This window comes from Psychromonas arctica (assembly GCF_038155225.1).
In the GTDB taxonomy this organism is placed as follows: domain Bacteria; phylum Pseudomonadota; class Gammaproteobacteria; order Enterobacterales; family Psychromonadaceae; genus Psychromonas; species Psychromonas arctica_B.
Genome location: NZ_JBAKBA010000012.1, coordinates 17,204 through 32,074, shown reverse-complemented (window position 1 = coordinate 32,074; position 14,871 = coordinate 17,204). Strand labels below are relative to the sequence as shown.

Below are 14,871 nucleotides of genomic sequence, written 5' to 3'. Positions count from 1 at the left end.
ATTTATTTCCTTTCACTCTATTAATCCTTAACAAGCTGAAACAACTTAGAAGGCATCTCATCTTTTTGTAAAAGAGATTGTGACGATAAAAAAAGGGATAAGTTGACGTTGCTAGGTGGTTAAACCAAATCAACCTCAATAATCCCTAAAAAATTCAAAAAATGCCTGGTTATATTATTCACTTGATAAAGATAAGGTTGAAAAACTGTCCAACATCTCTAAAATCTATCTGTAAACAACACCAACATTTTTCTTGACTCTTTCTTTCTTGCCATTTCGTTATTAACAAATTCTAGGGATTCGAACCATCTTAAAATGAGATCTAGATCACTAGATTTAACATTGGAATCTTTGCATTTACTGGTACTAACAAAATATGTTGTTTATGCTAAAGTGGCACTTAAGAGGTGAACATTATGTTTGATATGAGATATGACTTTAATTGTTGCAAAACAATAAGTTGCAAAAATTTTGGTGTAAATGGAAGCGAAGACTATGTTTATAAAAGTAGACGTTTAGGCTACCTTTCAGTTGAATGTAAAGCCTGTGGGAGCAATCCGCCCTGGATCAATAACGAATTAATTGAAAATATCCAAAAAGAAAAACTTGCTTTTCATTTCGCCAGAAAAATTACTCACTGTAAATACTGTTATCAATACTTCTTTTTTAACGAAAAAAATGGCGCAAAATTACATGGTTTTACAGGCGCAGGAACACAACGCTTAAAGTGCACAAATTGCAATCGCATATATAGCTTAGGTAAACACAAGAATATTGATGCGATTAGAGCAGTATTAGAAACGATTATTGATAATTTAGATATCAATGTTGCCATTAGAAAAACAGGGTTATCTGCACGGCTTTATTACTTCTACCTTGAAAAATTATCACTTTTATTGACTAATTATAGTCGTTTAAAAGAACAAGATGTGATGGAGCGCAAATACATTGCATTACAAACTGAAGGTAAAGTGCTGCATTTACATCATAAACGTGGCTTCTATACGCTGCTCAGCGGAGAAGCCGGTAGCGGTTATATTTTATTACAAACCAATAACCTAACCAAACAAAAGTTACTTGACCAAGATATTTACAACACCTGCGAAGATACGATCATTAAAGATACTCATGCTAACAACGTCGAAAATGAAATTAAACAACATTATCAGCAGACTTTATATCGTAAGCACTTTGAAAAATTATTAATTGGAGAGATAAAAGCCATTAATCATTGCAACTTGCTGTATCCCAATAAGCTCGTTTATGTACACTTTTCATTATTAAGAGCTTTTATTCAAAAAGCCCAGCGTTATAGCTATTACATCGAATTAGAAAGTAGTATTCGAGCAGCAGCAGTGATGTCCGCTTACCCTGAAATTAAGACCGGTACTGCAGATGTTTATTATTATTTGCCCTTTTTGAATAACCAAGAAACACTTAACAATAAAAAAATAGGTTGGTGGGGAGATCGTTGGTTTAGCTTTGAACTCGGCGCTTATTCTTCTATTACTAATAGCTTAAAGAATGATACGCCTTTTAGCTTAAATGATACCGAGCATTTAAATCGTTATTACACTTATTTAGAACAAAATTTGAATAAAAGTTTAAATAGTTTTAATACTATTGCTAACTTTTCAGAGGTTCATCGTGTGTTATTTAATTTTTGTGAGGTTTACAGAAATAAAACAGCTGCAATGTCATTTGGTTTAATAGACGCACCGTTAACCGCAAGTGAACTGTTAAACGAAGCTATTTATTTGAGTGATTACACCGATTGAGTATTGGATCAATATAGGAAAATAACAGTACGGACAACCTAACGTGTTTTTAATTGGTCAAGCTTAAGGTCTAATACATGCAATAAGGGTTAGAAGCTAGAAACATAAGACGAATACGACTGCTCCTATGCTTCTAACTAAGGTTCTTAAGCTTTAAAGCTCAGCCCCTAAAAAAGCAAAAGGCAATAAATCGGCAATCGAGTTCTGTGTATATACAGACTCTGATTCGTAGCTATAAACTAAACAATCATTCATTGATTGCTCTGCGATCACTTGACGGCACGAACCACACGGATGTGCAGTTACTAACAGTTTATCTGCGTTACGAGCTGCAATATGCACTTCTTGTATATCACCTTTACTTATGCCTTCTGCGACAGCAGTGAAAATAGCGTTACGTTCTGCACAAATAGTTGTTGGGTAAGCCGCAGATTCTACATTAACACCTTTAAACTCTCGTCCATCTTTACAGACAACAACAGAAGCTACATTAAAACCTGAGTAAGGTGCAGAGCTGTTATCTAATAACACTTTTAATTCGCTAAAGTAATTTTTTTTCATTTTATATTCCCTGTTTTTATAGCTCAGAACTTTAATAGCTAATTTTTTTATTTTAATAATTTTTTAGCGGCAGCAACAACGATTGATATCGCTTGAGACTCTGTTTTTTTCATGGTTGCTTCGTCTGGAATCTCTTGCTGCGTGCGGTTAACAATAACCCCAGCAACACAAGCGGCTGCCCATCCTTGCGATGCACACATAGTAAATAGGGTAGATGACTCCATCTCATAATTTAGTACGCCAAGTTCTTGCCACTCTTGCATCGAACCTTTTAACTGACGAATAACACGCCCAGAAACCGTATCATAGCGCTCTTGTCCCGGATAAAAAGTATCACTTGATGCAGTGATCCCGACATGAGGTTCAATATTTGCATCACGACAAGCAGCAACCATCGCCGTGGTCGCATTAAAATCAGCAACTGCAGGATATTCCAACGGTGCAAAATGTAAACTTGCTCCATCTAAACGAACCGATGCTTGTGCCACAATCACATCACCCACATTCACATGCGGTTGAATGGCACCAGTCGTACCAATACGTAAGAAAGTACGAACACCTAATTGTGCAAGCTCTTCCACTGCAATAGACGTTGATGGACCACCAATACCCGTTGAGCAAACCACCACGGCTTTAGCATCGATGTACGCAAGATAAATAGTATATTCGCGATGACTTGCTAAAAACGTCGCATTATCCATTAATTCAGCAATGCGCTTAACACGCTCAGGATCGCCCGGTACAATCGCTAACGTTGCACCATCTAACATCGCTTTAGTTAATCCTAAATGAAATACATCAGACATAATATTTTCCTTTTCAAAAGGCAGCCACACTGCCACAAGTTAGTTTATTTAAATACTTAATTTATAAGTTAATCGCAGCGCTCACTCAATTAGCAACAATGAAATCGAACACCTTAAATGATTCATCTGTTTAGTCTGCTTTAGTAACACGAGTTGTGCTGATCAGGCTGAAAATGAAAGGTGTATATTTAAAAAGTAAAATCAGTGTATTTAGTAAATAGGCAACAAAGTGAGATCTAGATCGACACAATGGCTAAAAAATAGAGCAGATACTTTCCATACACAAAATATGTGGTTATAAAAATAAAAGATACTTTGTAATTTTTGCTCATTAAGCTTAATAACATAGCATGTAATAAAGTATTGCTTAGCCATCAACCAAGTTCACATTAAAGTGTCTTAAACGCTATAGTGAAAGTGGCTTAAAAAAGTATAAGGGTAAATAGCATTCATTTTTTCCATTAAAACATCATAAAAATCAATTGCTTTAATTATAAAGAAAGGAACGAAACGAGAGAAAAATATAAAGCGACCGCTAAAGATAAAATTAAAGCGATAAACATTTCTGATATTGTTTATTCGCTAAATAAACCACTCGTTCACTCGCCCAACTTTCTAACTTCCAATTTTGGATAAATGCGCAATGTCCGCCATTTTTCTGTAAATCAATAGTTAACCATTCAGAAGAAAATAGATCATTTAACTGTTTAGCTGGAATCATAGGATCATCTAAAGAGGTTATGATGGTGGTAGGAATAGCAAGTTTACTTAAACCATTTCCGAGAATCGAATAACCTTCAAAATATTCTTGCGTGCTAGTAAAATCAGTATGTCCAATAACAAAAAATTCATTCATTTCATCTAATGTTTTTAGCTTTTTAAGTTGGTCGCCATAAGTGAAATGATTATGGTGTTTTAGCTTTTTAAATAAAGAGCTTTTCCATCGTTTAACAAAATACTTTTCATAAATAAAAAAGCCATTATTTAATTCATTCATTGTCGTAGGTGGATCTAATAAAGGACAAACTGCAATGGCTTGATCCAGCTTTATATTGTGTTCTTTGGCTAAGTTAGCAACGCGTAAACAAAAATTTCCACCTAAAGAATACCCGCACAGTAGATTATGTGGACCACCATATTTTTGACATAAGAATTTTACTGCTTCTACGATTTCTTCTAAACGCATTGAATTAAAAAGATCTTTATTTAAATGCTGGGTGCCACCATGATCTCTAAAATTTAAACGAAATACATCGTAACCATCATCTAATAACTTTTGACCATTAGATAACATATACAAAGATTCAGAGCACCCTTCCCAGCCGTGTAAAAGAATTGCTACCCCTTTACGTGCAGCTTTAGTTTTTGAAAGTGAGCCAAGTAGTTTTACACCTTGAGGAGTGGTAATCACTTCTGATTGGGAAGATGTTAGCAACTCAGCACTACGACGTTTCTCAAAGAACTTACGTGGGCCAGCACTAGACAATATAGATTGTAAATGCTTGTTAGAAAGGCCTTTTGCCGGTATAAATTGTTCCATGTGACTCCAAGATCATTAAGTTTGTCGGCTTACAAAACACAGTTAAACGAGTTATAAAACAGCCGTTCTGTTTTCTAAATAAATAACTTTAGAATAACGTTTTTAATGCCAAGTTAGAATATAATGAATAACTTTAATTATAAATCGTCTTACTAATAACAACCTTAAGAAATAATATGTGTTACTTCCAACCTTGTAACCATTGTTCAGTGTCTTTTAAATCATGCCAATTAATATCTGTTGTTCGACGTGAAATGATCGCTTCTAATAAACACAAAATTACACCTCCATCCTCGTCAAAATCGACTTCTGTAATTAAAAAGTGCTTCTCTTTGTTAATAGATTTAACTGCCGTCCATTTACTACGAAGCAGTTTTTTAGGGTTAATTTTATTGATGGCGAATACTCCCAGTGCATTAAAAAATAATATGATCAATGATTTAAATAATACGAAATTAATGAGTAATGAGATCAGACCGAATAAAAACAATACAAGAAAACTATTAAACAACGAAATACTTAAAGAGACTAATTTGGCTGGCTAGTAAGTTGAATGAGTTGGTTAATAAGATTATTTGATGAATAGGCGTGTTCGATGAATAGAGTTATTTAATTAATCATTTGCGTAGTTCAAGGTGAATTATTGAAGCCATAACAGGTTATTGAGATATAATTTAACGCAGATCCCCTTGGAAATGGCGGGGTTGTATCGCTTTGCTTATACAGAACTGAGGTTAGTTAATAAGCAGTCTAATGAATAATTTGGATCTCGTCATCTCACAATTTTATTAATAAAGGTACTGCGATAAAATTAACAGCACCTTTATTGTTTTTAATCACGATTGACTTTGAACAAAACTATCAACAGTCGACTATTGATGTTGATAGCTTTTTTCCCATAACTTAAATAGGTAAATAACAGAGAAAGTTAAACACATATATAAAACGCCCGCGGCTAAATAAGCTTCAAAGGGCGCATAATAACGAGCATTAACGACTCTAGCAGCGCCTGTAATATCAACTATAGTTACAACACCAGCAATAGCACTACCGTGAATCATAAAAATAATTTCATTACTGTATGCAGGCAAGGCACGTTTTAATGAATTAGGTAAGGTAATGCGTTTCAGTATCTGCCAAGGGCTCATTCCATAAGCTTTTGCGGCTTCTAATTCACCTTTAGGCATCGTATTGATCACACCACGTACGATTTCAGCAGTATAAGCACCTGTATTTAATGAAAAGGCCAATAAAGCACAGAACCAAGCTTCTTGAAAGTAATACCATAACCAGCTTTCACGCAATGAATCAAACTGCGCTACGCCATAATAAATTAAGAATAATTGCACTAATAACGGCGAGCCGCGGAAGAAATACATGTAAGCCCAAATAGGCCCTTTAATTAACCAATTTTGATGGCTACGTAAAACACCCGCAGGTATTGCAATTACTAACCCAATTAATAATGACAGCGCGACTAACCATGTCGTTGTCCATAAACCTTCAAGGTAAAATTGGTATTCATTAAGAATAATTGAAAAATCCATATTTACCTCGTTTGTATACTGTATTTACGTTCTGCCCATTTAAGAGCAGTAGTAGAAACAGCGGTATAAAATAAGAAAATTAATGCAACAACCAAGTAAAAGGTAAATGGTTTTTGTGTTGATCCCGATGCGTCACCGGCAATCTTTACCATATCTTGCAAACCTATAATCGACACTAATGCCGTTGTTTTTAATAAAACCAACCAGTTATTACCTAAACCAGGTAATGCATGGCGCATCATTTGTGGAAACATAACACGAAAGAAACGTTTGTATTTATTCATACCGTAAGCTGTAGCCGCTTCTAATTGACCTTTATCAACGGATAAAATAGCGCCTCGAAAAGTTTCCGCCATATAGGCCCCAAAAATAAAACCAATGGTAACAATACCAGCAAAATAAGGGCTAATATCAATATATTCTGGTAAATAAGCGGTCCACTCATGGTTAGGGTAATAACCTGTGATCGTTTCATTTAACCATTCATTAAGGTTATAACTCATATCATTGATAAGCAATTGCCCACCAAAAAAGATTAGTAACATTAAAATTAAATCAGGGATACCGCGAATAATAGTAGTGTATAGCGTCGCGATACTCGTCAAAATTGTTGAATGAGATAGCTTAGCTAAAGCAGCTAACAAACCCAATGCGACAGAAAGTACTAGGGATAACAAGGCCACTTGCAGTGTTAACCATGCTCCTTCTAAAAAAATATCTTGGTAACCATATAAAGAAAACATATAAACTTCTTTTTAATTAATGCCCGTTATAATCATTCGTTAGGCATAATAAAAAAGGATGAAACAACCTATAAAAAATTAAAAGTTGTTGTCACCCTTTCTGTTTTAACAACGCTTGTTAATAGAAATTAACAATAACAACGCTTATTCTTGACCGTATACATCGAAAGTGAAGTATTTATCTTGGATAGTTTTGTACGTACCGTCTGCACGGATAGCGTCAATTGCTTTGTTTAACTGCTCAACTAAGTCTTTATCTTGTTTACGAATTGCAATACCTGCACCGTAACCAAACCACTTAGGGTCGTTTAGTTTAGGGCCAACAAACTCAAACTTATCGCCGCCATCTTTAGCTAATAGACCATCAGCAATTGCTGCAGAGTCAGCCATTACGTAGTCAAGACGATCTGCTTTTAAGTCTAAGTATGCTTCATCAGCAGAACCGTAACGTTTAATTTTTGCAGAAGGGAAGTTATCCGAAATATATAAATCCATTGTTGTTGCACGCTGAACACCAATTTTTTTACCTTCCATAAATGCTTCAGTTGCTTCGTACGCTACGCCTTTTATAGCGACAAAACGAGCTGGGATATGTTGATATTTTTTAGTAAATGCCACTTTCTTTTGGCGCTCTTCAGTAATATCCATTGTTGCAATAATTGCATCAAATTTACGGCCTAATAGAGCCGGAATGATGCCATCCCAATCTTGTTTAACTAATGTACATTTAGCTTCTAACTCAGCACATAACGCATTCGCGATATCGATATCAAAACCTGTAATACTACCGTCTTCTTCTGTTTTACTAAACGGAGGGTATGCACCTTCAACACCGATACGTATTTCTTTCCATTCTTTTGCATGTGCAACATTAAATGAGAATGCAAATAATGCGATTAGCAGACTAAGTTTTTTCATGGTATTTCCTTATTTTATGATAGATAACTGTTTTATTTAGATATAAATTATTTTGTCACTGACTATGACAATCGTTTTAATATAAATGAATTAATAAACGGTTGATATAAATTGTTTAAAACGTTCCGAAGAAGGGTTTGTAAAAATATCTTCCGGCTTTCCTTGTTCTTCCACTAAACCTTGATGTAAAAATAATACTTTATTGGAGACGTCTCTGGCAAAAGCCATTTCATGTGTCACCACTAACATGGTGCGCCCTTCTTTAGCTAAGTCACGCATCACAGCTAAAACTTCACCTACCAACTCCGGATCTAATGCAGATGTTGGTTCATCAAACAACATAACCTCAGGTTCAACAGCCAATGCACGTGCAATCGCAACTCGTTGTTGTTGCCCACCAGAAAGCTGTCCAGGATAATAGTCTTTACGTTCGTATAAACCAACGCGCTGTAATAAGGCTTCAGCTTTAACAATAGCTTCTTTCTTTGGCACACCAAGTACATGCACAGGAGCTTCAATAACATTTTCAAGCACAGATAAATGTGACCATAAATTAAAGCTTTGAAAGACCATCGCTAAACGGCTACGAATACGCTCTACTTGTTTATTCGATTCAGGTATCGCACCACGTTTTTTATCCGATTTCATTTTAATTAATTCACCATTAACTAAAATATCACCAGACGTAGGCGTTTCCAATAGGTTAACACAACGTAATAAAGTACTTTTTCCTGAACCCGACGCACCAAGAATAGAAATAACATCACCTTTGTGAGCTTCTAAGTCTATCCCTTTTAATACTTGGTTATCGGCGAAGGATTTATGTAAGTTTCTTATTGATAGAGTAGGTACTGTCATTAGCAAGTTTCATTATAATTTAGCGGGTTCATTATGTATTGTACCTAGTTTGTTGAATGAGTTAATAAAATCTATACAAACGTTAACTTTGCACCAATGCTTTAAAATGTACAAACGATTAATTTTCATTTTTTATGAAAAAACAAAATATAGATCATTTTTTTTAATTTATTGCTGTATTTTTTTTAATTTAATACTTTAAATTGACTAAAAACAAGAGGGAGTACGGATTCCCTTTACAAAAAATGGCTTCATGGTATCGTGCGCGCGATTTTAATTTAATAAATAATACAAAAAGGTAAATGACGTGTCACAATCAATTAATTACGCCAATCCAGCCCCGTTAGGACTAATGGGTTTTGGAATGACAACGGTTCTATTAAACATCCACAATGCTGGCTTTTTCCCAATTAGTGCAATGATTCTTGCAATGGGTTTATGCTACGGCGGCATCGCACAAGTTATTGCTGGTATTTTAGAATTTAAAAAAGGAAATACATTCGGATTAACAGCCTTTACTTCATATGGCTTTTTCTGGATCAGCTTAGTTGCATTGCTGTTATTTCCACAGTTAGGTCTTGATGAAGGTCCAACTCAAGCAACACCTCATGCATTTATGGCATGGTACTTAGTCATGTGGGGCATTTTCACAGCCTTCATGTTTATTGGTACATTACGTGGCAACCGAGTGCTGCAGTTTATCTTTGGTAGTTTAACTGTATTATTCTTTTTACTCGCTATTCGTGACTTTACTGGTAATGAATTGATCGGTCATATTGCAGGATACGAAGGTATCATTTGTGGTTTAAGCGCAATTTACTTAGCAATGGCTGAAGTTATTAACGAACAATATGGCCGTACTATATTGCCTATCGGTGAACGTTAAGCTTTATTCGAAAAGAATAAATCAGTTAAGTTAGCACTAAGTACTTAACCATTAAAAAGCCGAACAAAATTTGTTCGGCTTTTTTGTATCTATTATTTAGCAGTAAAACGACTACTTTAGAATATTAAGTAATTACAAAGCTAGGTTGATGACTTTAATAAATTGGTTGCGATATTTAACTTATGTAAAGCTGTAAGTTTACCTACCTTAAGTATCGACCTTGTTCTTTCTCTGAGATTCTTTAAATCATGCTCATAAACTCTTAAACTTAGCTATTGAGCATAAACGATAAACTTCCCATTTCAGGGCAATGTAGCCTTGAACCTAGAGTGCAGAGCTTAGACAAAAAGTGTGTTGATGCATTAACTCTGTCGTCGCTATCTACAGCTTACAAAGCTCATATTTCATCCCTTGATAACATTAAACTCTACAATAGTAGCAGCTAGCATGAGTTACCCTCTATGTTGTAAATAGACAATATGAAAAGTAATAAAAAACACGTAAAGGTTAATCATTAAGCTCTATTCAGATTAATGACGGTTTCTATTTTCATGATGAGATTTAATAATATTTAAGACTGCTAACCAATACACTAAATAATGCTTCATTTTTAACGAACAACTCCGTTGAGATAATAGCAATACCTGAAAAGCGTATGAAAAGCCGTCTTCAAGTTTAAGCTTTAAGCAAAAAATGCTTTTTGCTGTTCAACATCTAAATAAGTCCATGCAATGAAACGACTAATTTTGTGCCCTTGCGACATTTCAATTACTTTTACTTGTTGTGTATTTTGCTTTTCTAACAATTTTTTAAGGGGACTCACATTTTCACTCTTTGACAGTAAGCACGTAAACCAACAAACGTTATTTTTAACTAATAAGCTTTCTATCGCCATTTGCTTAACAAAAGCAATCTCTCCACCAGCACAGCTAAGTTCATGTGCTTGCCCTGCAAAGTTTAAAGTAGGCGTTGAGGCATCTTTATTAACAGTATTGGCCACTTTAGACTTTTTACTGAGATTCTTCTGTTTTAACAAACTCCCTGCAGAAGCTTCCTCCATTGAAGAATGAAACGGAGGATTACACATAGTAAAAGCAAAGCGATCGCCTTTTTTTACTATGCCAGACAATATATGTTGTGCGTTTTTTTGCTGACGAATAATGATTTTTTTACTGATATTTTTATTTGCACTCACTAATAGTGAAGCTGTTTTTACTGCTATCGCGTCAATATCACTTCCCACGAAAGACCAATCATAGCTACGGCTTCCTAAGATAGGATAAATACAGTTTGCACCACAACCAATATCAAGTCCTTTAATTTGGCTTCCCGCTGGTATGTTGCCATTAAATGACTCACTTAATAAGTCAGCAATATAATGAATATAATCAACGCGTCCAGGGATCGGCGGACACAGGTAACCAGGCGGTATTTGCCAAAAACTAATATTATAAAAGTGTGCTAATAACGCTTTGTTTAATAGCAACACAGACTGAGCGTCACTAAAGTTGATTGTGAAATCGCCCCTAGGATTATTAATAACATAAGGCGCTAACTCTGGGCATGCCGCAATTAAAGTTGGAAAGTCATATTGCCCAACATGTTTGTTGCGTGGGTGTAAGGCGCCCTTACCTATTTTAACATTTGCAGCATTTTTAGCCGTGTTAAGTTTTTTATTCACGTGTAATAACCTTAAAATTCAGTGTTATATTTGATTAATTCACCATTGATATCTAACACTTTTCTTTCGTATTCAAACTTAACCATTTGATGGTCGAATCGAGGAGCAAACCACGCAATAAAAGTACGATCTTTTTTCCTTACCTGTTGAACACGGTAAGCTTCAACTTCACCAAATTTGGTTTTAATCATCTCTTTCCCTTTTACTTGGAAAAAGTAATGTGCAATATCATCAGACGTTTGCATATAAAACTCAAAGTCAGTTTTACCTACTTTTAAACCTTCACTGATCTGTAAGTTAATAGTATTAAAATCAACTATCGGCCCTTCTTCACTAGTGTATTCAGACTTATCACCATTATTAACAATTTGCGAATGATGCCCTGTCTCATCAAATTTAGCAGTCATATTAACAGTACTAAACCCAATGCTTTCACGGTAAAAAGAACGACTTAAAAATATTTGCTGCAATTCATTCCAGTAAATATCAGATTGTTGACTGCCGCCAAATGAAAACAATAAAAAAGAAAAATCAGCCACAGAGTTAACCGCTACATCTTTCCCCTTCCAACGGTACTCTTGCTTCATTTCACCGATTGAAATGCCTTTATAGTTAACTGCGTAAATAAATTGTTGATTAGGATTTTCTTTTACAAAAGAGGCCTCGTCTCTTTTAGCGCTAGCCTTCGTGCCTGTTGTAGTCACTTCAGATTGTTCTGAAATAGTATGTTCGTTTGTTGTTTTATCTACAGTCGTAATGGAAAAAGCTGGTTTTGTTAACAAAAAAAACAAGCTAGTAAAGATGATTAAAAATCGAATATTAGTCAATGTGATTGACTCCTTTAATGTTATGAATAATGGCAAATAGACCATTCGCACGTGACGGACTTAAATGACTTAGTAGCCCTAATCGCTTAAATAGTTCATTGCAATCTATTTGCTGAATTTGTTGTTTTGTTTTACCTTGAAAAATCAATGAGACAATTTTCATTAATCCTTTTACAACGCGAGTATCGCTGTCCATGGCAAAATCATAATGACCATTTTGTTCAGAAATAACTAACCACGCTAAGCTTTCACAACCTTTTACTTGGTTAGCTTCACTTTTTAATAACTCCGGTAGGCTGTCTAATAACTTACCCAGTTGAATAATTAATCGATATTGTTTATCCCAACTTTTGTTTTCTATAAAAGCATTTTCAAGTTGTTCAAAATTACTAATGGATGTTAATTGCTGCACGCTATTTTCCTATTTTTTCTTTCATGTAACCGGAGAATAAAACCAATGCTCCACTACTGCCGGTTAATTCTGCACTTTTGTTATTATCTTTTCCGACCCAAGTCGTCACCACTTCATCTGAGTCATAGCCGACGAACCAACTATCATTCAAATTATTAGTAGTCCCAGTTTTACCTGCAAAATATTGTCCTGGATTACGCCAACGTAAACTACGAGCCGTCCCTTCTGTTGTCACTTTATGTAATGCAATAGAAAGTTGTGAGACAGAATCAGGCGAGAATATTTGACGTGCAGCAGGACTACGCTGATATAAAGGAACGCCATCACTTGAAACGATGGTGCGTATCATGGTTAACGGTTTATACACTCCACGCATGCCGATCGGTTGGTACATTTGCGCCACTTGAAATGGTGATAACGAGACACTGCCTAGCACCAATGACGGGTAAGCACGTATTTTTTCATCTATCCCCATTTTATGCAAACTATCGATGACATTATCCAAACCGATTGTCATCCCTAAGTTAACCGTCGGTACATTTAAGGATTTAACGAGCGCTTGTTCTAAGGTCACTTCACCACGGAATTTTCGGTCGTAATTCTTAGGTCTCCAACGTTGGCCTGTACTATTTTTAAGTACTATTTCTTTGTCATTCAAAATATCAGACAGTTTATAGCCGTTATCTAATGCGGTTAAATAAACCGGGGGCTTAACCAACGAACCAATAGGACGGCTTGCATCTAACGCACGATTAAAACCACTAAATTTAACGTCTTTACCGGATACCAATGCGCGTATTTCTGCATATTGACGGTCAGTGATCACCATTGCACCTTGTAAGTCATGCTGATCTTTTTTCTGTACTTTGGCAATACCATTTTGAATGGCCGTTTCAGCATTCTTTTGTGCAAGAGGAGAGATCGACGTAAATATTGATAGCCCACTTTGCTTACGAATACTAGCAGGCACATTACTGGTTAACTCTCGGTTCAACAAACTCACAAATGCTGGGTTTGCACGATTATTCAATGCTTTTACATTGCTTAGGTTAAGATCGCTTTTCACTGCAATTTTATATTGTGCAGTACTAATATAATGATGTTCAAGCATCAGGCGTAATACTAAGTCTCTACGAGCCATTGCACGCTTGGGATTACGACGAGGATTATAATAAGAAGGCCCTTTTATAATTGCGACCATTAATGCTATTTGCTCAATGCGTAACTCATCAATAGGACGAGCAAAATAAAAGCTACTCGCTAAACTAATACCATAAATGCCTGTGGCGCCATTCTGCGCAAGATAAACTTCATTCAAGTAAGCTTCTAATATTTTGTCTTTACTGTATTTATGGTCAATCAACACCGCCATGTAAGCTTCTTGAAATTTACGCCATAAACTTCGCTCTTGTGTTAAGAATAGGTTTTTCGCAAGTTGTTGCGTTAAAGTACTGCCTCCTTGCACCGTATGGCCTGCTTTAAAGTTAACAATAAATGCTCTTAAAATGGCAAAAGGAGAAACACCTTGATGATGATAAAAATCACGGTCTTCCATTAAAATTAAGGTATTAACAAACAAATCAGGAATTTTCTCAAAGGGTACAAAAACCCGATCTTGGATTTGTTTGCTATTAAGCCTATCTAACAATAAAGGCTCTAAACGAAACCCATTTATATTAACTTGCTGTTGATTTTTTAAAGCACTAACCCCTTGAGCGTCAAAGTTAACTCGCACTAATGCAGCAGGCTCAGACCGTTCAGGAAAATTAAAAGCACGACGATAGATAATGACCTCTTCGCCTTTAACTGCGAATTGTCCCGCACTTTCAATTGACCTTACAGCGCGGTAATTGAGCAATTTAAGCTCACTCACCAAGGCGCTTTTAGTTAAAGGTAACCCCACTTCTAATGATAATGGACGCGCGTATAAAGTGGCAGGCAATGTCCAAGTGGAACCATCTAATCGATTGGATATTTTTTTATCGAAATAAATTCCTGAAATAACAATAAAGGCAATAAACGCTAAACTTGCTTTCCAAATAAACGACCAGATAGACCTTAAAATACGTTGTTTCAAGGTCTTTTTATTGGATTTTTTATTTGTTTTTTTCGCTTTACCATCTGTCGTTTTACGTACTGTTTTAGGATTTTTAGTGGCACTTCTTTTAGTGCTCTCTTTAGGTTTAGCTTTAGGAGTCGCTTTAGTACTTTCTTTTTTAGGTGCTTTTGCCATAACAGGTTTATTTAACTCAATTTTTTAAAAGATAGAGATTGAACGGTAGATTCTTATTAACGCTAGCTTTTTAAAATGAGA

Annotated in this window: 14 protein-coding genes; 2 read left to right on the top strand and 12 right to left on the bottom strand. The window is 35.5% G+C overall.

All coding sequences use genetic code 11. The features are described from left to right. Nucleotides 1–416: 416 nt before the first annotated feature. A complete protein-coding gene (locus tag V6255_RS06915) occupies nucleotides 417–1,778 on the top strand; it encodes a hypothetical protein (RefSeq protein ID WP_341627495.1) in 1,362 nt (453 codons plus the stop codon). Between the two features lie 153 nt (nucleotides 1,779–1,931). On the opposite strand, the gene V6255_RS06910 is transcribed toward V6255_RS06915, so the two are convergent. The 8 genes from V6255_RS06910 to V6255_RS06875 all read right to left on the bottom strand — a co-directional run bounded on the left by V6255_RS06910 (nucleotide 1,932) and on the right by V6255_RS06875 (nucleotide 8,751). Beyond that, nucleotides 1,932–2,339: a cytidine deaminase gene (locus V6255_RS06910; RefSeq protein WP_341627494.1), complete on the bottom strand. Its 408-nt coding sequence runs from the start codon at nucleotides 2,337–2,339 to the stop codon at nucleotides 1,932–1,934. A gap of 47 nt (nucleotides 2,340–2,386) precedes the next feature. Further along, nucleotides 2,387–3,145 carry a uridine phosphorylase gene (gene udp, locus V6255_RS06905; protein ID WP_341627493.1) on the bottom strand — a complete coding sequence of 253 codons (759 nt, stop codon included), beginning with the start codon at nucleotides 3,143–3,145 and terminating at the stop codon, nucleotides 2,387–2,389. Nucleotides 3,146–3,692: 547 nt separating this feature from the next. Then, complete coding sequence (locus V6255_RS06900) at nucleotides 3,693–4,685, bottom strand: YheT family hydrolase (RefSeq protein ID WP_341627492.1); 993 nt, start codon at nucleotides 4,683–4,685, stop codon at nucleotides 3,693–3,695. Between the two features lie 181 nt (nucleotides 4,686–4,866). Next, nucleotides 4,867–5,082: a TIGR02450 family Trp-rich protein gene (locus V6255_RS06895; protein ID WP_341627546.1), complete on the bottom strand. Its 216-nt coding sequence runs from the start codon at nucleotides 5,080–5,082 to the stop codon at nucleotides 4,867–4,869. 475 nt (nucleotides 5,083–5,557) lie between these two features. Continuing rightward, a complete protein-coding gene (locus tag V6255_RS06890; protein WP_341627491.1) occupies nucleotides 5,558–6,232 on the bottom strand; it encodes an ABC transporter permease in 675 nt (224 codons plus the stop codon). A 2-nt stretch (nucleotides 6,233–6,234) separates the two neighbouring features. Then, on the bottom strand, nucleotides 6,235–6,975 hold the full coding sequence (locus V6255_RS06885) for an ABC transporter permease subunit (RefSeq protein ID WP_341627490.1): 741 nt from the start codon (nucleotides 6,973–6,975) through the stop codon (nucleotides 6,235–6,237). A gap of 144 nt (nucleotides 6,976–7,119) precedes the next feature. Next, nucleotides 7,120–7,893, bottom strand: coding sequence for an ABC transporter substrate-binding protein (locus tag V6255_RS06880; RefSeq protein ID WP_341627489.1), 774 nt, complete (start codon nucleotides 7,891–7,893; stop codon nucleotides 7,120–7,122). Between the two features lie 90 nt (nucleotides 7,894–7,983). Continuing rightward, nucleotides 7,984–8,751 carry an ABC transporter ATP-binding protein gene (locus V6255_RS06875; protein ID WP_341627488.1) on the bottom strand — a complete coding sequence of 256 codons (768 nt, stop codon included), beginning with the start codon at nucleotides 8,749–8,751 and terminating at the stop codon, nucleotides 7,984–7,986. Between the two features lie 307 nt (nucleotides 8,752–9,058). On the opposite strand from V6255_RS06875, the gene satP reads away from it, so the two are divergent. Beyond that, complete coding sequence (gene satP / locus V6255_RS06870) at nucleotides 9,059–9,637, top strand: acetate uptake transporter (protein WP_341627487.1); 579 nt, start codon at nucleotides 9,059–9,061, stop codon at nucleotides 9,635–9,637. Nucleotides 9,638–10,319: 682 nt separating this feature from the next. On the opposite strand, the gene rlmF is transcribed toward satP, so the two are convergent. Genes rlmF through mrcB form a run of 4 tightly spaced genes read right to left on the bottom strand, consistent with a single transcriptional unit; the run spans nucleotide 10,320 to nucleotide 14,790 of the window. Further along, nucleotides 10,320–11,318, bottom strand: a complete 999-nt coding sequence (gene rlmF / locus V6255_RS06865) for a 23S rRNA (adenine(1618)-N(6))-methyltransferase RlmF (RefSeq protein ID WP_341627486.1) — start codon at nucleotides 11,316–11,318, stop codon at nucleotides 10,320–10,322. Nucleotides 11,319–11,329: 11 nt separating this feature from the next. Continuing rightward, the gene (locus V6255_RS06860) at nucleotides 11,330–12,145 is read right to left on the bottom strand and encodes a DUF3108 domain-containing protein (RefSeq protein WP_341627485.1); all 816 of its coding nucleotides are present in this window, start codon (nucleotides 12,143–12,145) and stop codon (nucleotides 11,330–11,332) included. Next, complete coding sequence (locus tag V6255_RS06855) at nucleotides 12,138–12,557, bottom strand: SufE family protein (protein ID WP_341627484.1); 420 nt, start codon at nucleotides 12,555–12,557, stop codon at nucleotides 12,138–12,140. Before V6255_RS06855 ends, V6255_RS06860 begins: the two co-directional genes overlap by 8 nt. 1 nt (nucleotide 12,558) lies before the next feature. Further along, nucleotides 12,559–14,790: a penicillin-binding protein 1B gene (gene mrcB, locus V6255_RS06850; protein ID WP_341627483.1), complete on the bottom strand. Its 2,232-nt coding sequence runs from the start codon at nucleotides 14,788–14,790 to the stop codon at nucleotides 12,559–12,561. Nucleotides 14,791–14,871: the final 81 nt, after the last annotated feature.

What these genes read in the sequence shown, in the direction of transcription:
- V6255_RS06885 (WP_341627490.1), bottom strand. Translation starts at nt 6,975, where the DNA reads ATGTTTTCTTTATATGGTTACCAAGATATTTTTTTAGAAGGAGCATGG.
- mrcB (WP_341627483.1), bottom strand. Translation starts at nt 14,790, where the DNA reads ATGGCAAAAGCACCTAAAAAAGAAAGTACTAAAGCGACTCCTAAAGCT.
- V6255_RS06875 (WP_341627488.1), bottom strand. Translation starts at nt 8,751, where the DNA reads ATGACAGTACCTACTCTATCAATAAGAAACTTACATAAATCCTTCGCC.
- V6255_RS06915 (WP_341627495.1), top strand. Translation starts at nt 417, where the DNA reads ATGTTTGATATGAGATATGACTTTAATTGTTGCAAAACAATAAGTTGC.
- V6255_RS06910 (WP_341627494.1), bottom strand. Translation starts at nt 2,339, where the DNA reads ATGAAAAAAAATTACTTTAGCGAATTAAAAGTGTTATTAGATAACAGC.
- V6255_RS06880 (WP_341627489.1), bottom strand. Translation starts at nt 7,893, where the DNA reads ATGAAAAAACTTAGTCTGCTAATCGCATTATTTGCATTCTCATTTAAT.
- udp (WP_341627493.1), bottom strand. Translation starts at nt 3,145, where the DNA reads ATGTCTGATGTATTTCATTTAGGATTAACTAAAGCGATGTTAGATGGT.
- V6255_RS06900 (WP_341627492.1), bottom strand. Translation starts at nt 4,685, where the DNA reads ATGGAACAATTTATACCGGCAAAAGGCCTTTCTAACAAGCATTTACAA.
- V6255_RS06890 (WP_341627491.1), bottom strand. Translation starts at nt 6,232, where the DNA reads ATGGATTTTTCAATTATTCTTAATGAATACCAATTTTACCTTGAAGGT.